Here is an 18077-nt window from a genome sequence, read left to right as displayed (position 1 = left end):
TTCACCGGTCGGTACTGATCAGCGCGGCCCGCTAAGCAGAAGGCGTACGGCACGCATGGGCTCAGATTACCGCAGGGGGTGAAGCGGGCGCACATGGCTCGACCGAACAGAAAGCGGGCCGTCCGCTTCGGACGACCCGCTTACCTTGGGAGTGGAGCTAAGGAGAATTGAACTCCTGACCTCTTGCATGCCATGCAAGCGCTCTACCAACTGAGCTATAGCCCCAGGTTCAGCACCGCTTGGTTCTTCCGGTTCTTCCCGGTTCCCCTCGGCGGCATCGCCTACATTACACGGACCCCCCGGCCTTCTGCCAAATCGGTTCCGCGCCGCCCGGTCGGCGGCATGGTCCCGACGGCGTCCCGGCGAACCGCGGGGGGCCGGCGGACCGTGAGGGGCCGGCGGACCGTGACGGGCCGGCGGACCGTGAGGGGCCGGCGGACCCGCTGCCCGGATCCGGCGGGCGGGACGGAAGCGGACGGGGGTGGCGGCGGGCCCGGAGCCGGCGGACACCGGTGGACGAGGGGTGGGCAGGGCCGGCGACGAGGTGGGCGCGGCCGGCATGGAGATCTCGGCCGGCGCCGGCGGTCAGGTCCGGAGCGGCCGAGCCGGGCGGGCTCCGGGGGGCGGCCGGCGCGGGCTCCGGACGACGGTGGACGCGGGCCGGGACGGCGGCAGGCGCGGGCCGGAACGGCGGTGGGCGAGCAGGCCGGGACGGCGGAGGGCGAGCGGACCGGAACGGCGGTAGGCGAGCGGGCCGGGCGGCCGGTGCTTCAAGCCGTCGCGAACGAGTAGAAGCGTTTGAGGGTGCAGTGCTCGTCGAGCAGTCGCCCGTAGATGGGTTCCCCTTCGAGTTCGCGGTAGGTCTCGATCGGGTCGCCCTTTATGATCAGCGCCCGCGCGCACTCCACGCACCAGTACTGGTATTCGGGGTTGAGCGGCTCCATGTCCCGCACGATCGGCGTGCCGCTCCCGCACCAGTCGCACTTCCGGCTGTGTGCCCCCATCACTCCGCTCCAGGTGTGGCCGCGGACCCTAGAGGCCGGGCGGACGCTGCTGGCCGGGCGGACCGTACCGGCCGGTGCGGCCGTACAGGCCCGGGAGACGCCGCCGTTGTCATCGCACCATCCATCCCCATCGGCCCCGTCCCCCTTCGGCCGTCCCGATTCTGCCATGCGAAACGGCGCGGGTCAGCGGCGGTGCGGCGGCGTTTGTCGGGTGATCGCTCCACCGTCGCCAACCTCCGGCCGCGGGTGGGGGCCGGAATCCGGAGAGGAGGTGACGGCCCGCCAGAACTCCGACGGCGGGGTCCGGTTGGGCACACCGGACCGATCGCCTCCGGTAGCGGGCCCGGACGCCGATGCCGGATCCCGGCGGCGTGCACCGCGAACCCGGCGCCACAGGGGGCCGGGCCGCCTCCGCAGCGCCGCGTCCCGGACCTGCCCCTGGCGCCGCGCCCCTGGTCGCGCTCGTCAAGTCCTTCCCGTGGCACCGGGCCCGGGCACTCCCCCGACAGCCACGCCCTGACCCTCCTCCGTGACACTCGCGTGGCCCGGGGTGGGCCCGGGGCGCGTGATGGGGGCGGGCCCGCCTCCGCGTGGGAACGGCGCCCTCGCGGCGGTACGCCGCAGGGGAAAAGGCGCGCCCCCCGGACGGGGAGGACCGGGGGGACCACGAGGACCGGGAAGACCGGGAGGGCCAGGGGGGGGCGGGAAACCGGCGGATCATGCAGAAGATCCCGCCTCCCTGGGGGGAGACGGGATCTTCCGTGCTGTGGAGCTAAGGAGAATTGAACTCCTGACCTCTTGCATGCCATGCAAGCGCTCTACCAACTGAGCTATAGCCCCGCTGTTCTCAGCCCCGCCGGGGTTTCCCCCCGCCGTGCCGCGAACAAGATGAACCTTAGCCTGTGACCTGCCCGAATGGGAAATCGGCCGACCGGTACCGGGTCCGCCGCCGGTCGGCGGCCCGCCTAGGCCCGCCGAGACCCGCTTCCGGACGGTGGGCACCGCCCCGGCCGGCCGCTCCGATCACACCGGGAGGTCCGGCGGGCCCGCGTTCCCCGGGCACCCGGTGGTCGCGGTCGGCACGGCGGAGGCGGTGTACCCGGTCCCCCGTCACCCCGCGCGGGGACCTCGGCCCGTCCGCCACGAGCACCGGCCGGTGGTAGGCACCAGGCCCGCCGGGGGCACCGACACGTCGTGGGCCCCGGCCCGCCGTGGCACCGGCCCGTCGTGGGCACCTGCCCGCCGTGGGCGACCGGCCGCCCTCGGGGACCGGGGCCCGGTCCACCGCAGGCGCTTGGTGCCGTTCAGTCGTCGTCGCCGAGCACCGGCTCGGGCAGCGTCCCCGCGTTGTGCTCCAGCAGGCGCCAGCCCCGGGCTCCTTCGCCCAGCACCGACCAGCAGCAGTTGGTCAGTCCGCCGAGTGCCTCCCAGGACCTGGGGTCCAGCCCGAGCAGCCGCCCGATGGTGGTGCGGATGGTGCCGCCGTGGCTGACCACCACCAGGGTGCCGCCGTCCGGCAGCTTGTCGGCGCTCGCCCTGACCACCGGCGCGGCCCGGTCGGCGACCTCGGTCTCCAGCTCGCCGCCGCCGCGGCGGACCGGTTCGCCGCGCTTCCACGCCGCGTACTGGTCGCCGTAGCGCTCGATGATCTCCTCGTGGGTGAGCCCCTGCCAGTGGCCCGCGTAGGTCTCCCGCAGACCGGCGTCGTGCGCGACCTCCAGCCCGGTGAGCACGGAGAGCTCGGCGGCCGTCGCGCTCGCCCGCTTCAGGTCGGAGGCGACGATCGCGTCCGGCTTGAGGGCGGCCAGCAGCCGGGCCGCGCGGCGGGCCTGGGAGACGCCCGTCTCGGTCAGCTCGATGTCCGTGGAGCCCTGGAACCGGCGCTCCAGGTTCCATGAGGTCTGGCCGTGGCGCCACAGCACGATCCGGCGGCCCCTGCCGCCCTTGCTGCCGTTCAGCTCAGCTCACCGACCCCGTCGCCGGCCGCGGACCGCGCCTGGGCGTGCTCCTCGGCCTTGCCGCGGGTGGCGACCGCGTCGGCGGGGAGCTCCAGCTGCGGGCAGTCCTTCCAGAGCCGCTCCAGCGCGTAGAAGACGCGCTCCTCGCTGTGCTGGACGTGCACCACGACGTCGACGTAGTCCAGCAGCACCCAGCGGGCCTCCCGGTCGCCCTCGCGGCGCACCGGCTTCGCGCCGAGTTCCTTGCTCAGCTTCTCCTCGATCTCGTCGACGATCGCCTTGACCTGGCGGTCGTTCGGCGCCGAGGCCAGCAGGAAGGCGTCGGTGATCGACAGGACGTCGCTGACGTCGTACGCGATGATGTCGTGCGCGAGCTTGTCGGCTGCCGCCTGCGCGGCGGCGTTGATGAGCTCGATGGAGCGGTCTGTGGCGGTCACAGGCGGTACTTTCCGGTCGTGGGACGTGATACCTCCAGGGTCTCACGCCCCACCCGCACCGGCGCCAGACGTTTGTTCCAGGCCGCCCCGGGGCCGCGACACCGTTCGGCAGCGGCCGTTCGGCGGGGGCGGCACCGCGGCCTGCCCGGAACCGGCAGCCCGGGGCCCCGGCCGACCGGTCACCCGCCCGCGCGCTCCGTCACCCGGCCGACCGCCGCCCGGCGCGGGCCGCACACCGCAGCCACCGCACCGTCCGCCACCCGCCCGGCCGCGTGGCGGCGGCCGGGCCGGGCGTATCAGCCGGTGGCCCCGGTGGTGCCGCCGGTGGACACGCCCTGCACGTCGCCCGAGCCGCCCGTGGAGCCGGCCGAGGCGGTCCCGCCCGTGGCGGCGGCGTCCCCCGAGGCGGTGCCGCCGGAGCCGGTGGCACCGCCCGGACCCGCGCTGCCCTTGTAGTCCTGGCCCAGCACCACGGTCACGTCCGCGTTGGCCGCGCCCTTGCCCTTGGCCACCGCGCCGGCCGGCAGTCCCAGGGTCTTGGCGACCTCCTTGGCCTGCGCGGCCTGTGCCTGGTCGGTGTAGGTCACCCGGGACTCGGCCTGCGGGGTGCCACCCGCGTCGCCGGCCGCGAGGACCGTGAAGCCGCCGTTGATCAGCGCGATCTGCGCCGCGCTGCCCGCGGTCGGCTTCCCGCTGGCGTTGCGCACGCTGATCCGCGCGGTGCCGCCCGGGTCGGTGTTCTTCACCGTGCCGCCGAGGATGTCCTTGACCACGTGGTCGGTGGCCTTCTCGCTGAGCGTCCCGTCCTGCTCGACGGGGAGCACCGTGGTGTCGTACGCGCCGTTCCTGGCGCGTTCCGCGAGCCGGGCCAGCGAGGCACCCAGCTCCTGCTCGCTCAGCGAGGGGTCCGGGATCTGGGCGAGCGACTGCACCGTGCCGGTGGCGTCGTCCGCGTCGCCGGACATCTTCTTCAGCACCGCGTGCATCACCTGCCCGAAGCGGTCCAGCTGCTCGGTCTGCGGCTCCGCGGGCGCCCGGTAGGTGGCGTAGGCGACCGCGGCCTGGCCGTTGAGCGCCCGCCCCTTGCCGGGCGTGACCAGCGGGTCGGCGCCCTTCCTGGCGGCCGGCACGGTGGTGTCGGCGTCGACGGTGATGCCGTCGACCAGCTCGACCAGGTTCTCCAGGTAGGGGGTGTCCAGCCGCCAGGTGCCGGCGATGTCGGCGCCCAGCAGGGTGCCCAGCGCCTCCCGGGTGGCGTCCGAGCTCTCCTCGACGGAATTGCCGAGGGTGGTGGAGCCGCCTTCCTCGGTGGCCACCGCGAGCGCGTTGGGCAGCAGGACGGCGGTGCCCTTCTCGGTGGTCTCGTTGTCCACCAGCAGCACGGTCGAGGTCTCGCCGGTGCCGCCCGTCTCGTGCAGGTGAAGGACGATCACATCGCGCTTCTGCCCCTTGCCGGACCCGGCCTCGTCGCCGGTGCCACCGGACTGGCCGGGGAGTTGGCCCGCCACCCACAGGTACCCCACGCCGCCCGTCAGCACCACCAGCAGCACCACCGCGAGCGCGATGAGCCGGTTACGGGTCTTGCGGCGGCGCTCGTCCCGCCGCTCGGTGCGGGTCTCGGCGAACTTCAGCCAGTCGATGACGTCCTCGGACTCCTCGTCCGGCTCTTCGAGGAAGGAGAACTGCTCGGTGCGGTACGGGCCGTCCGGCTCCTGGTGCTCCTCGTCGGCCGCCCGGCGGGCGGCCGACGGGTTCGGCGCCGGGCCGCCCGTCCCGGCGCGCTGTCCCCGCTGCCTCCGCTGTCCGGGCACCCCGGGCCGGCCGGGCGCACCGGTCGGCCGGCCGGCGGGCGCGCCGGGGGCCGGCGCGGCCGGGCCGGGTGCGGCGGAACCGGCCGCCGCGGCGGGCCCGCCGTGCGGTGCGCGGTCCGGCCCGGTCGGCCGCTCCTGGGCCGATTCGGTCAGCGGCCGCGCCTGGGGCCGGGCGGGGGTCTGCTGCCGGGGGCCGGCCTGGGGCGACTGGGGCGGTGTCCCGGCCTGCGGGTGGTACGCCTGGGGCGGGCCGGGTTGCTGAGGCGCGCCGGGCTGCTGGGACCCGCCGGATTCGGGGCCGGGATACCGCTGCGCCTCGGGGCCGGGGTACTGCTGGGGATCGGGGCCGGGGTACCGCTGGGGGTCGGGACCGGGCTCCCCGTACTGCCGGCCGTACTGCTCGGGGTACTGCCCGCCGTACTGCTCGCCGTACGACTGACCGCCGTAGCCCTGTCCGCCGTACGTGCCGCCGGCCTGCGGGTCGCCCCAGCCGGAGGCCCCGGCGGAGTCGTACGGCTGCGGGGCGGACTGCCCCGGCTGCCCGGAGTAGGCGGCGTCACCGGACTGCCCGGACTGCCCGGGGTACATGGCGTCACCGGACTGCCCCGGCTGCCCGGAGTACGCGGCGTCACCGGACTGCACCGGCCGGCCGTAGGCGTCGTACCCGTACTCCGGCGACGCGTCCTGCGGCGGCTGGTACACCGGTTGCCCGTAGGCGTCGTAGCCGTACACCTGCGGCTGCCGGCCGTACGGTTCCTGCGCGTACGGGTCCTGGCCGTACGGGTCCTGTCCGTCGTTCACCGGTACCCCTTCAGCAGTCGTGCCGGTACAGCTCGCGCTTGTCGATGTAGCGCACCACCCCGTCCGGCACCAGGTACCAGACGGGGTCCCCGGCCGCGACCCGTGCCCGGCAGTCCGACGAGGAGATGGCCAGCGCCGGGACCTCGACGAAGGAGACCCCGCCCTCGGGCAGCCCCGGGTCGGCGAGTATGTGGCCGGGCCGGGTCACCCCGATGAAGTGGGCGAGGGAGAACAGCTCCTCGGTGTCGCGCCAGGTGAGGATCTGCGCGAGCGCGTCGGCACCGGTGATGAAGAACAGGTCCGACTCCGGGTTGAGCGACCGCAGTTCCCGGAGCGTGTCGGTGGTGTAGGTGGGCCCGCCGCGGTCGATGTCGATGCGGCTGACCGAGAACTGGGGGTTGGACGCGGTGGCGATCACCGTCATCAGATAGCGGTCCTCAGCCGGGGACACCTTCTTGTGGCTCTTCTGCCACGGCTGCCCGGTCGGGACGAACACCACTTCGTCCAGGTGGAAATGAGCGGCCACCTCGCTGGCGGCGACCAGGTGGCCGTGGTGGATCGGGTCGAAGGTCCCGCCCATCACGCCGAGCCGCCGCTTCGCGGACCGTTTCTGCTCTCCCATGCGTGCAGACCCTACTGGGCCCGGCCGGGTGCCGGGGCACGAGGTGCCCCGAACCCGCGGCCCGTCAGCGGCGGCCGGCGGTCCCGTCAGACGGCACCGCTGCCCGGCCGGCCCCCGTTGCCGCCGGTACGGTTCAGCGGTCGCGGTTGAAGCGGGTGGTGATCCACAGCAGCAGCAGCAGGATGAGCAGCGCCGCTCCACCGGTCACATACGGGCTGATGCTCTCGTGGTTGCCGGCGTGTTCGCCGCCCTCGGAGGCGAGGGTGGCCAGGGTGTGGGCGGTGCTGTAAGCGGTCATCGTCGCCAGGACCTATCCGGGATGTGAGCGGGCCATTACGTCTGCCACATGGTAAGCGGGGAGGTCCGGCGCGCGCCGCCGGGGCTCGCGCTCACCGTCGGGGCCACCGCCGAACCACGGTCCGGAGCATGGACCGGACCATGATCCGGACCACGATCCGGACCGCGTCCCGGGCTCGACTCCGGCCACCGCCCGAGGGCCCGGGGCCCCGGCGGAGCCGGGACGGTCCGGTCCGCGGCGGGGCCCGGTGGGGCCGGTGGGGCCGGTAGGGCAGCTGCGGCCGGTCGGGGCGGGTCGGGAACGGCCGGCCGGTCGCCGGACTGGGCCGGACGGGGTACCGGAACGGGCCCGCGGAGCGGTCAGTCCTGCTTGCCGTATCCGCGCAGCAGGAGCCAGGCGAGCAGCGCCATGCCCACCAGGCCCACGACGATCACGATACGGAGCAGGGCGCCGGGCCCGGTGTCACCCGCCTCGACGGCGAGGAGCTGAGGGGTCAGACCAGTCATGTCGGGCATGTCCCCACGGTAACCGCCCGGGTGCGGCGCCCCTAGGGTGGGGGCTGTCCGGGGGACGGGCAACGACAGCAGCCCAATGAGGGGGTCCTGATGAGCGACAGCACGATCCTTGGCGGCGGTGACCAGCCGGGTCGCGACCGGCGGCGGTTCCCGGGAATCTCTTCACGTGCCTACGAGCACCCGGCCGACCGCTCGGCACTGGTGGCGCTCCGCAAGCTGAGCGGCTTCGACACCGTCTTCAAGGCGCTGAGCGGCCTGCTGCCGGAGCGCAGCCTGCGCCTGCTGTACCTGTCGGACTCGGTCCGGGTGAGCGACCGGCAGTTCGCGCACCTCAACGACATGCTGCGGGACGCCTGTTACATCCTGGACCTGGAGAAGGTCCCGGCGATGTACGTCACGCAGAACCCGCAGCCCAACGCGATGTGCATCGGCCTGGACGGGCCGATCATCGTGGTGACCACCGGGCTGGTCGAGCTGCTCGACGAGGAGGAGATGCGCGCGGTCATCGGCCACGAGGTGGGCCACGCGCTGTCCGGCCACGCCGTCTACCGCACGGTGCTGCTCTTCCTCACCGACTTCGCGCTGAAGGTCGCGTGGATACCGCTGGGCAACGTGGCGGTGATGGCGCTCGTGACCGCACTGCGCGAATGGTTCCGCAAGTCGGAGCTGTCGGCGGACCGGGCCGGGCTGCTGGTGGGCCAGGATCTGCAGGCGTCCATGCGCGGGCTGATGAAGCTCGCCGGGGGGCACCATCTGCACGAGATGAACGTGGACGCGTTCCTGGAGCAGGCCGACGAGTACGAGGAGGCCGGCGACCTGCGGGACTCGGTACTGAAGATCATGAACGTGCTGCCGCGCAGCCACCCGTTCACCACGGTGCGCGCCGCCGAGCTGCGGAAGTGGGCCGCGGGCCGCGACCACCAGCGGATCATGGACGGTCACTACCCGCTCCGCGCGGACGACCGGAACACCTCGGTCTCGGACTCCTTCCGGGAGTCGGCCGCCCACTACGCGGACACGGTGCGCTCCAGCCGGGACCCGCTGATGGCCTTCGTCCGCGACATCGCCGGTGGCGCGGGTGACCTCGGCGGACGGCTGCGGGACCGGTTCACCGGCAGCGGTGCGCGCGGCGGCTCCGCCCCGGCCGGAGACGGCACCGGGCCGGACGGCGGCTCCGCCCGCGGGGGCGGCACCGGCCCGGGCGACGGGGGCGCGGACGGGGGCGGCCGCACGGACGGCGGGGGCGCGGGGCCGGGCCCGGTGAACGGGTCCGGGGCGCCCGGGGACGGCCCGCCGAACCGGGGCTGACGGACGGTTCCGGGGCGCCCGGGGCCCAGACGGCCGGGTACCCCGGGGCGGCCGGGAACCGGGGGCGGCCGGGAAACGGCGCGGCCGCGGGCGCGGCGCGCAGGTCAGCGGTCCTTCGCCGACGGCGGGCTGGGCTGCGCGCCCGGGTCCAGCACGCCGCAGAGCGAGGTGGCGGTCCGGCCGGTGGCGTACGGGTCGACACCGCTCGGCCGGTCGCTCTTGGTGGTCTGGTCCGCCAGCAGCGGCCGCAGGTACCGGGAAGTGTCCGCGGCGCAGGACTGCGGACCCGCCTGGACCGAGCTGTACGCCACCTTCAGTCGGTGGTCCTGCACGTCCTGGCTGTCCAGATGGAACCGGACCTCGCGGCGGACGGTGAACAGCGACGCCGCGTCCGCGTCCTTGTCGCCGGCCGGCCGTATCGCGTACACGAAGGTGTGGTCGGCGGTGACCTCCAGGGTGTTCGCGGGACGCTCCACCACCGAGAGCGTGCCGCGCACCCGGACGGGCTCGTCGGTCAGTTCCGCCTGGGCCGGGTCGAAGCGGATCAGCCACCCGGTGGCCGCGTGCCGGCCGTCTTCGGCCGGACGGGTGAAGCTGCGGTCGAACTGCGCGAACTGCTCCGGGTCGAGCAGCGCCCGCACCGGCTGTGCGGAGTCACCGGAGAGCACCTCGCGGTCCAGCGCCGACTCGATGACGTACTCCTTGGCGATGGCCAGGGCGCCCATCACCTCGCTCTCCGAGAAGCTGCCGGTCTGCCGGGCGGCCGGCTGGGTCACCCCCTCGGCCCCGGTCACGTAGTCGGCCGCCGGGCTGTGCGCGAACAGGTCGGTGGGGCGCCCGCCGGGCACCGGGTCGCGGGGGGCCAGCGGGACCACGCTGCTGCGCAGCGGTTCGGCGACCGGCCTCGGCGGCTGCTGGTACGGGTTGCGGATGCCCATGTAGACGGCCGCGGCGAACGCGACGGCGATCACCGCGACCAGGATCAGGGCCTGCCGGGACGGCGCCATCCGGCCCCAGGAGTGCCGGGCCCGGACGGCGGGCGTGTGCTCGCCGATCCGCTGCTGGGCGGAGAACTCCTGGAGGCGGGCAGCCCGCACGAACGATTCGTCGAAGACGACGGATCGGTATTCGTCGTCGCCACCTCCCGGGACGCCCTCGGGGGTGCCCTCGGGTGGGTCGCCAGGCCCGGCCATACCACAAGGGTAGGTCTCCGGGCGCCGCCGTAAACGCCGCGCGGGACGGGTTCGCACGAGGGCGCCGGGCCGGACGGGGCCGGGTGGCCGATCCGCACGGGGGAACGCCCCGGCCGGACGGAACCGGAAGACCGGTCCGCACGGGGGAACGCCCCGGACCGAACGGAACCGGATGATCACGGAGGGCGCGCGGGCCGGGCTGAACCGGAAGGATCACGGAGGGCGCGCGGGGCCGGGCGGAACCGGGTGGCCCGGCCGGGAGGAGCGGCCGGGGAGGAGCCGGCCGGGAGGAGCGGCCGGGGAGGAGCCGGCCGGGAGGAGCGGCCGGCCCGACCGGGGGCGGACCGGCGGGTCAGCCGCCGCCCGGGACGACCGCGGCCGGGACCGGCGCCGCCGGGGCGCCGGAACCGGAGGTGCGCCCGGCCGGCACGCCGGTGGGGTCCGTGAAGAAGCCCTGGGCCTCCGGGGAGGCGCCCGGCCGCTCCCGGGCCGCGCCCTTGGGGTCCTCGGACGGGTTGTCCACCCCGCTGGTGGCCGGTGGCGGGGACGGCTCCTGGCGGCTGCCGGAGGCACCCCGGTAGACCGCGGCGAAGGCGAGCGCCACCACTCCGATGCCCATCAGGACGGCAAGCAGCCAGGCCACCGGGCGGTGCCAGCGGGCGTGGCCGCGGTAGGGCCGCCCGCCGCCGTAACGGCCGTAGGGGCCGAACCCGTCGTCGGCGTCCCCGAACCGGCCGAACCGCTGGTACGTCCCCCGGTCGTCCGGGTCGTCACCGAGTTCGGAGTCCGGGCCGTAGCCGTCGTCGTACAGCTCGTCCTCGGCGGTGGCGGCACCGGTGCGGCGGCGCGCCGCCTCCGCTTCCGCCCGGGCCTCGGCGGCGGCGAGCATCCGCTCCACCGCCGTGGGCTCGTGGATCTCTGCCGAGCGTACGAAATCCTCGTCGAAGACCACGGTGGCGAAGGCGTCCTCCGCTTCCCCGTGGCTGCGGTCGTCGGGCTCGTCGCCGTCCGGGAACGGCCTGCCCCCCACGTCGTCCGGCACCCCATCAGAGTAGACCGGAGCGGTCAATTTGGGCAGGGCGGGCGGAGAAGTCGGGGGGCCGCCGGGCCCCCCGACGCGGCGTCGGCGACCGCCCCGGGGTCAGCGGGTGTGGCCGTCCCCGGTGACGATGTACTTGGTGGAGGTCAGCTCGGGCAGCCCCATCGGTCCGCGGGCGTGCAGCTTCTGGGTGGAGATGCCGATCTCGGCGCCGAACCCGAACTGCCCGCCGTCGGTGAACCGGGTCGAGGCGTTGACCGCGACCGTGGTGGAGTCGACCAACTGGGTGAACCGGCGGGCCGCGGCCTGGGAGCCGGTGACGATCGCCTCGGTGTGACCGGAGGACCACAGCCGGATGTGGGCGACCGCCGCGTCCAGCGAGTCCACCACGGCCGCCGCGATGTCGTAGGAGAGGTACTCGGTCTCCCAGTCCTCCACGACGGCCGGCACGACGGTGGCCGGAGAGCCCTCGGCCAGGGCCAGCACCCGCTCGTCGGCGTGCACCGTCACCCCGGCGTCGGCCAGCGCCACCAGTGCCTTCGGCAGGAAGCGGTCGGCGATGTCCTGGTGCACCAGCAGGGTCTCCGCCGCGTTGCAGACGCTCGGCCGCTGGGCCTTGGAGTTGACCAGGATCCCGATGGCCGTGTCGATGTCGGCGTGCGCGTCGACGTACACATGGCAGTTGCCGGTGCCGGTCTCGATCACCGGGACGGTGGACTCCTCCACCACGGTACGGATCAGCGAGGCGCCGCCGCGCGGGATCAGCACATCGACCAGACCCCGGGCACGCATCAGTTCGCGCACCGAGTCACGGCTCTCACCGGGCACCAACTGCACCGCGTCGGCGGGCAGTCCGGCTCCGCCGACCGCGTCCCGGAGCACCTTCACCAGGGCGCTGTTGGACGCGTAGGCGGAGGAGGAACCACGCAGCAGCACGGCGTTGCCGGACTTCAGGCAGAGCGCGGCGGCGTCCACGGTCACATTGGGCCGGGCCTCGTAGATGATGCCGACGACACCCAGCGGCACCCGCACCTGACGCAGGTCGATGCCGTTGGGGAGGGTCGAGCCGCGTACCACCTCGCCGACCGGGTCGGGCAGCGCGACGACGTCCCGGACGTCCGAGGCGATGGCCCGGACCCGCTCGGGGGTCAGCGTCAGCCGGTCGATGATCGACTCCGCGGTGCCGGCGGCGCGCGCCCGCTCCACGTCCACGGCGTTGGCCTCGACGATCTCCTTGGTGCGCACCTCCAGCGCGTCGGCGATGGCGAGCAGCGCGTCGTCCTTGACGGCACGCGGCAGCGGCGCCAGGTCCGCGGCGGCGGCCCGGGCGCGGTAGGCGGCCTGGAGGACCGGAGACTTGGGCCAGGGATCGGTCAGGGGCGAGGTGGGTGCGCTGCTCATGCCCGAAGCGTACTGAGCGGCGACCGGGTGACCGGCGGGTATTCCGCGGTTCGAGACGCGGGGGCCGGTATCCGGAAAGCCCGCGGTGCGGGCGGGCCCGGTCGGCCGGCGGCGCGCGGCACACCCGCCCGCGGCCGCGTCCGCGCCTGCCGGCGGTCCGCGGCAGGCCAGCTCCGCGGCACACCCTCCACCCGCGTCGGCGGCCGCTGCCGCCGATGCCCCTGCGGCCCCCGCCAGTACCCCCGCGGCCGCCGCCGGTCGGCGGCTCACGCACTCACCCTCCGCGGGCGCCGGCACACCCGCCCGCGCCCGCGCCGGGCCGACCACGCCCCCGGGCCTCCGGCGCGGGGCGGGGATGCCGTGGCCGGCGGGGGGACTGCGCCGCCGGGCCCGCGGGCCACCGGGCCGGCTGCCGCTCAGTAGGGGTGGACGCCCACCCGGGACGCGGGCGGCGGGCCGTGCCCCTCGGCTATCCGCTGGTGGTACGTCTCGCGGTCGATGACCTCGAGTCCGACGATCTCCCACGGCGGGAGCTTGGCGGAGGAGCGGTGCTCGCCCCACAGCCGCAGCGCGACCGCCGCCGCGTCGTGCAGATCGCGGGCCTCCTCCCAGTACCGGATCTCGGCGTGGTCCTTGGCGTACCGGCTGGTCAGCAGGAAGGGGTGGTCGTGGGCGAGCTGTTCCAGAGCCCGTCTGACCTCGGCGAGCGGCGCTTCGGTACCCGAGACGCTGAGCGTGACGTGCCACAGCCGGGAGACCTCCCGGGTCACGCCCGCTCCGCCCCGGGCGGGCTGGACGACGGCGCGGTCCCGGCCGCGGTCCGCCCCGGTCGCGTCGTCCCCCACGCTGGACAGGGCGCGTTCCTCGCCCGCGGCCCTGCGGAGGGCGGCGTCCCCGCCTCGGGGCCGCGCCCCCGGACGCCCTCGTCTCACCGGCGGCCTCCTGATCGGATAGCGCTCCGCCCGCGCGCGGAGCCGTCTGCGTCTGCCACCGCGGAGCCGCCGCCGGGCGGCGCCGCCGCAACAAAGTTGACCAGTCCGGGGGCCGCCGTGGGGCGGTTTTGCCGAAGGTCCCCGCCGGAAGTCTGGACTTGTCACACTTTCCATCCCCGGCCTGCCGCTCGTCAGGGGGACGCCATGGATCGCCGGTACGACGGGGCCACCGGGCGCACGGCCCGCGCGCCATCGCCGCCCGCCCCGACGCAGCGCGTGAGCGGGCGCGCGGCCCCGGTCACGCGCCGTCGGGCGACGCCCGAGCGGGCTCACCGGCGCCTCCGCCGCCACCGCCCCTGCGGCGGGTACCACCCCGGCGCGCGGGGCCCGGCCGTCCGCGCCGCCCTTCCGCGGCCCGGCACGCTCGGCCCCTCAGGCCGGAGTCAGCGGTGCCGGCCCCCGGGCCCAGCCGCCAGCACCGCCATCCCCGGCCCGCACCCCGCCCGAAGGCCGACGGCCGGCGGTCCGAGGTCAGCGACCAGGGCCGGTGGCCGCAGGTCCGGCAGGCCGGCGGCCGCCGGACCGAGATCCCGTGGCCACAGGGTGCGGGGCAGCGGACCGAGGTCGGCGAGCCGGGGCCACCGGCCCGCTTGGCGGCCCGGCGATGCGGTCCACCGCCCGAGGTCAGTGGCCAGCGGGCGCGGGTCAGCAGGCCGAGGTCGGCGGCCACGGGCCGGCGGCCGAGGTCAGCGGCCAGGGAGCGGGGCCGGCAGGCCAGGCCCGGAGGCCGGGGCCAACAGGCCAGGGTCGGAGGTCGAGGCCAGCGGGCAAGGCCCGGAGGCCGGGGCCAGCGGGCCAGGGCGGCGACCAGGGGCCGGCCGGCGAGGTTCGCGGCCGGGGGCCGGCCGGGGTCAGTGGCGCAGCAGCACCAGGTCGTCCCGGTGGACCACCTCGCGCTCGTAGGCGGCCCCGAGTTCCCGGGCCAGGTCGCGGGTCGACCGGCCGATCAGGCGGGGGATCTCCTTGGCGTCGAAGTTGACCAGGCCGCGCGCCACCGCCCGGCCCGCGGCGTCCCGCAGCTCGACCGGGTCCCCCGCGCTGAACTCGCCCTCGACGGCGGCGATGCCCGCGGGCAGCAGCGAACTGCCGCGCTCGACCACGGCCCGTACCGCGCCGTCGTCCAGGGTGATCGAGCCGCGCGGGTCGGAGGCGTGGGCCAGCCACAGCAGCCGGCCCCGGGAGCGCCGGCCGGTGGGGTGGAAGTAGGTGCCGGTGGGCCGGCCCAGCAGCGCGTCGGCGGCGTGGCTGGCGGCGGTGAGCACGACCGGGATGCCCGCGGCGGCGGCGATCCGGGCCGCCTCCACCTTGGTCACCATGCCGCCGGTGCCGACCCCCGCCCGGCCGGCGCTGCCGATGGAGATCCCGGCCAGCTCCTTCGGCCCCCTGACCTCGGGGATGCGGGACGTACCGGGGGTGCTGGGGTCGCCGTCGTAGAGCCCGTCCACGTCCGAGAGCAGGACCAGCAGGTCGGCGCGGACCAGGTGGGCGACGAGGGCGGCGAGCCGGTCGTTGTCGCCGAACCGGATCTCGTCGGTGGCGACCGTGTCGTTCTCGTTGACGATCGGCACCACGCCCATGGCCAGCAGCTGGTCCAGGGTCCGGTAGGCGTTGCGGTAGTGGGCGCGTCGGCTGGTGTCGTCGCTGGTGAGCAGCACCTGGCCGACCCGGCGGCCGTAGCGGGCGAAGGACGCGGTGTAGCGGGCGACCAGCAGTCCCTGCCCGACGCTGGCGGCGGCCTGCTGCCGGGCCAGGTCGCGGGGGCGCCGGTCGAGCCCGAGCGGGGCGAGTGCGGCCGCGATGGCGCCCGAGGAGACCAGCACGATCTCCTTGTCGGTCTCCGCGGCTCCGCCGCCCTGGTCGCCGCCGCGGTTCGCCAGGACCTTGGCGAGAACGTCGACCAGGGCGTCCACCCGGTCCGCGTCCAGCCCCCCGGCGGCGGTGGTGAGGGAGGAGGAGCCGACCTTGACCACGATCCTGCGGGCCGCGGTCACCTCTCCCCGGGCCTCCCCCAGGTCCCGTCCGGGATGGCCCCCGGTCCCGTCCTGCGCTGCCACGCCTGTTCCCCTGCCTTCGCTGTGCGGGTGCGGCCACCGTTCCCGGCCGCATCCGTCCTGGTCCGTTGCCCGCAATGTACGCCAGGCGGGTGTGGGAGCGCCGCCGCATTCCGCCCTGCGGAACGCCTACCGGTTTGCACCGATTGGAGGTGATTGATGTCACCGGAGATTGTCACCGGGCCCGGCCGCGTCATACGGTCAGTGGTCGGCTCGTCCCGCAACCGCAGACGTCGCCCAGACGTCGGTGTGTGGAACAGATGGCCAACTCACGCCAGACCCTCTCCTCGTCCGTCGCTCTCCTGCCAGGAGCCCACCCCGTGCCCTCTGCCGGAACGTCCTCCCGTCGAGCCGTACAGCTGGCGGCACTGATCGCGATGGTGGTGTTCTTCACCACCCAGCTCATCGGTGCCGTGCTCCCCAATGTGCCGCTCCTCATCGCCGCGTCGGCGGGTGGCCTCGCGCTCGATCTCTACCTCCAGCACCAGCAGCCCGGCCTGCTGTCGCTGCTGAGCAAGATCCGCTTCGATGTCGTGGTGCGGCAGCTGATCCGCGACATGTTCATCCTGGTCGGACTGCTGCGCGTCGACGGTATCGACCCGCTGAACGAGCACGCGCCGCTCACCGGCGGCCTGCTGCTGTTCTACCTGGTGCACTTCGCCTGCCAGGCGGCCGCGGTGCTGGTGCGCCGCACCCGCCAGCTGCCGTTCGTGACCCGCAACATCGACGCCTCCGCGCTGCACCTGAGCGCCGCGCCGCCGCGGATCTTCGCCCGCCAGCACGGCCGTCGCCTGCTGCGCCTGGCGCTCCCGGCCACCGCCGGCCTGCTGGTCTCCGCGGCCACCGAGAACGCCTGGTGGGGCGGCGCCGGTCTGGCCGTCGCGCTCCTCATCGGCATCGGCGGCACCGCGCACCTGGCGACCTGGGCGCTGCCGCGCAAGCGCGCGGTCAACGAGCAGAAGGCGCTGGCCTGGCTGGACTCCTGGCTGGCCGAGTACCAGCCGACCGTGGGCATGTACTTCTCCGGCGGCACCTCGTCCGCGTACCAGGCGAACATGTGGCTCTCCACGCTCGCCTCGCTGGACGGCAAGCCGATCATCGTGCTCCGCGAGCGCTTCATGGTGCAGAAGATCGACGCCACCGACGTGCCGATCATCTGCGTGCCCAAGGTCGCCAACCTGATGCGGCTGGAGCACTCCGCGCTCAAGGTGCTGCTGCACCCGGCGAACTCCGGCAAGACCTCCCAGGTGCTGCGCATCCCGTCGATCAAGCACGCGTTCATCAACCACGGCGAGAGCGACAAGCTGTCCAGCTGCAACCCCTACGCCAAGGCGTACGACGAGGTGTGGGTGGCCGGCCCGGCCGCCCGCGACCGCTACCAGCTCGCCGACATCGGCATCGACGACCGGGACGTGGTGGAGGTGGGCCGTCCGCAGCTGGCCCCGATCCGCCCCTACTCGGGTCCGCCCACGGGCGAGTACACCACCGTGCTGTACGCCCCCACCTGGGAGGGCTGGGACGGCAACCCGGGCAACACCTCGGTCATGCTGGCCGGCGAGAACATCGTCCGCGCCCTGCTCGCCGACCCGTCGGTGCGACTGGTCTACAAGCCGCACCCGATGACCGGCTCGGTGGTCCCGCAGGCCGGCGCCGCCAACGAGCGCATCAAGGCGATGATCGCCGAGGCCAACACCCGGCGCAGCGGCGCCCGGCCCGGCCCGGAGGCCGCCGCCGAGCTGGCCCGCCGCACCGACGAGCTGACCCGGCTCACCACCACCTCGTTCCGCGCCAGCGCGGACGAGATCGAGCGGATGATGCTCCAGGGCAGCCCCGAGGAGGGCCGCGCGGCCCGCGTCGACCAGGCGCTGACCGCCTGGGAGAACGCCTTCTGGGCGTCGCTGCCGGAGTGGGAGCACCAGATCGTCACCGGCCCGCGCCCGGCGATCTTCAGCTGCTTCAACCAGGCCGACCTGCTGATCAGTGATGTGTCGAGCGTCGTCTCCGACTATCTGAGCAGCGAGAAGCCGTACGCCGTGGCGAACACCAGCGGCATGTCGGAGGAGGAGTTCAGGTCCGGCTTCCCGACCGTGCGGGCGGCGGCCATCCTCTCCCCCGACGCCGCCGGGATCCCGGCTCTGCTGGAGTCGGTCCGGCAGCCCGAGAAGGACACCCTGGCCGGCGCCCGCGCCGCGCTCAAGGAGCACCTGCTGGGCCCGTCCGACCCGCCGTCCATGGTCCGCTTCAACCAGGCGGCGCTCACGCTGGCCGCCGAGGCGGAGGAGCGGCAGGCCCGGATGGCCTCCCGGATGGCCGCCGAGCTGCCGTCGCAGCGGGAGGCGATCGACGCGGCCGAGGAGATGGAGCTGGAGCCGGGCAGCCCGGGCTCCGAGGAGACCGCGGCGGTCTGAGCACCGTCCGAGCCCGGCCACGGGACACGGCGACGGCCCCTTGAACCCAAGAGGACCTTGGGTTCAAGGGGCCGTCGCAACACCACGTGCTTTCAGGTGGTGAGTAGATCACGTAGACGCTCGGCTGGGGTATCCCAGCCGAGCGTCTTGCGTGGGCGGCCGTTGAGTTCCCGGGCGACGTGTTCGAGGTCTTCGGGACTGTGCAGGCTCAGGTGCCTCCGGGGCCTTCGCCTTGTCCG

The 18077-nt window shown here is 74.7% G+C and carries 14 protein-coding genes and 2 tRNA genes; 2 read left to right on the top strand and 14 right to left on the bottom strand.

The window, feature by feature from the left end; genetic code table 11:
• Positions 1-152: 152 nt before the first annotated feature.
• The 9 genes from ACH4B3_RS19175 to ACH4B3_RS19135 form a co-directional block, all read right to left on the bottom strand.
• A tRNA-Ala gene (locus tag ACH4B3_RS19175) sits at positions 153-225 on the bottom strand.
• A 545-nt stretch (positions 226-770) separates the two neighbouring features.
• Positions 771-1004, bottom strand: coding sequence for a hypothetical protein (locus tag ACH4B3_RS19170; protein ID WP_352137407.1), 234 nt, complete (start codon positions 1002-1004; stop codon positions 771-773).
• Between the two features lie 767 nt (positions 1005-1771).
• Positions 1772-1844, bottom strand: a tRNA-Ala gene (locus ACH4B3_RS19165).
• Between the two features lie 464 nt (positions 1845-2308).
• Positions 2309-2962, bottom strand: a complete 654-nt coding sequence (locus tag ACH4B3_RS19160; protein ID WP_398464188.1) for a histidine phosphatase family protein — start codon at positions 2960-2962, stop codon at positions 2309-2311.
• On the bottom strand, positions 2959-3399 hold the full coding sequence (rsfS, locus tag ACH4B3_RS19155) for a ribosome silencing factor (RefSeq protein WP_398464041.1): 441 nt from the start codon (positions 3397-3399) through the stop codon (positions 2959-2961). The genes ACH4B3_RS19160 and rsfS overlap by 4 nt, the downstream gene beginning before the upstream one ends.
• Before the next feature lie 296 nt (positions 3400-3695).
• Positions 3696-6011 carry a LytR C-terminal domain-containing protein gene (locus ACH4B3_RS19150; RefSeq protein ID WP_398464040.1) on the bottom strand — a complete coding sequence of 772 codons (2316 nt, stop codon included), beginning with the start codon at positions 6009-6011 and terminating at the stop codon, positions 3696-3698.
• 10 nt (positions 6012-6021) lie between these two features.
• On the bottom strand, positions 6022-6633 hold the full coding sequence (nadD, locus tag ACH4B3_RS19145) for a nicotinate-nucleotide adenylyltransferase (RefSeq protein WP_398464039.1): 612 nt from the start codon (positions 6631-6633) through the stop codon (positions 6022-6024).
• A 133-nt stretch (positions 6634-6766) separates the two neighbouring features.
• Positions 6767-6931, bottom strand: a complete 165-nt coding sequence (locus tag ACH4B3_RS19140; RefSeq protein WP_398464038.1) for a hypothetical protein — start codon at positions 6929-6931, stop codon at positions 6767-6769.
• 359 nt (positions 6932-7290) lie between these two features.
• A complete protein-coding gene (locus ACH4B3_RS19135; RefSeq protein WP_398464037.1) occupies positions 7291-7446 on the bottom strand; it encodes a hypothetical protein in 156 nt (51 codons plus the stop codon).
• A gap of 90 nt (positions 7447-7536) precedes the next feature.
• Here ACH4B3_RS19135 and ACH4B3_RS19130 point away from each other — a divergent pair, with 90 nt between their 5' ends.
• A complete protein-coding gene (locus ACH4B3_RS19130) occupies positions 7537-8754 on the top strand; it encodes a M48 family metallopeptidase (RefSeq protein ID WP_398464036.1) in 1218 nt (405 codons plus the stop codon).
• Between the two features lie 104 nt (positions 8755-8858).
• Here the strand turns inward: ACH4B3_RS19130 and ACH4B3_RS19125 are convergent, their stop codons facing one another.
• The 5 genes from ACH4B3_RS19125 to proB all read right to left on the bottom strand — a co-directional run bounded on the left by ACH4B3_RS19125 (position 8859) and on the right by proB (position 15370).
• Positions 8859-9947, bottom strand: a complete 1089-nt coding sequence (locus tag ACH4B3_RS19125) for a hypothetical protein (protein ID WP_398464035.1) — start codon at positions 9945-9947, stop codon at positions 8859-8861.
• Positions 9948-10299: 352 nt separating this feature from the next.
• The gene (locus tag ACH4B3_RS19120) at positions 10300-10989 is read right to left on the bottom strand and encodes a hypothetical protein (RefSeq protein WP_398464034.1); all 690 of its coding nucleotides are present in this window, start codon (positions 10987-10989) and stop codon (positions 10300-10302) included.
• Positions 10990-11088: 99 nt separating this feature from the next.
• Positions 11089-12387 (bottom strand): glutamate-5-semialdehyde dehydrogenase, encoded by a 1299-nt coding sequence (locus ACH4B3_RS19115; RefSeq protein ID WP_398464033.1) that lies wholly within the window; start codon positions 12385-12387, stop codon positions 11089-11091.
• A 416-nt stretch (positions 12388-12803) separates the two neighbouring features.
• Positions 12804-13319, bottom strand: a complete 516-nt coding sequence (locus ACH4B3_RS19110; protein WP_398464032.1) for a hypothetical protein — start codon at positions 13317-13319, stop codon at positions 12804-12806.
• A 911-nt stretch (positions 13320-14230) separates the two neighbouring features.
• Positions 14231-15370: a glutamate 5-kinase gene (gene proB, locus ACH4B3_RS19105; RefSeq protein ID WP_398464186.1), complete on the bottom strand. Its 1140-nt coding sequence runs from the start codon at positions 15368-15370 to the stop codon at positions 14231-14233.
• A 380-nt stretch (positions 15371-15750) separates the two neighbouring features.
• Here proB and ACH4B3_RS19100 point away from each other — a divergent pair, with 380 nt between their 5' ends.
• A complete protein-coding gene (locus tag ACH4B3_RS19100; protein ID WP_398464031.1) occupies positions 15751-17838 on the top strand; it encodes a hypothetical protein in 2088 nt (695 codons plus the stop codon).
• Positions 17839-18077 lie beyond the last annotated feature (239 nt).

Origin of the sequence: Streptomyces sp. NPDC018031, from assembly GCF_044327625.1 — a bacterium.
Taxonomy (GTDB): Bacteria; Actinomycetota; Actinomycetes; order Streptomycetales; family Streptomycetaceae; genus Streptomyces.
This window is presented reverse-complemented; position numbering and strand designations above follow the sequence as displayed.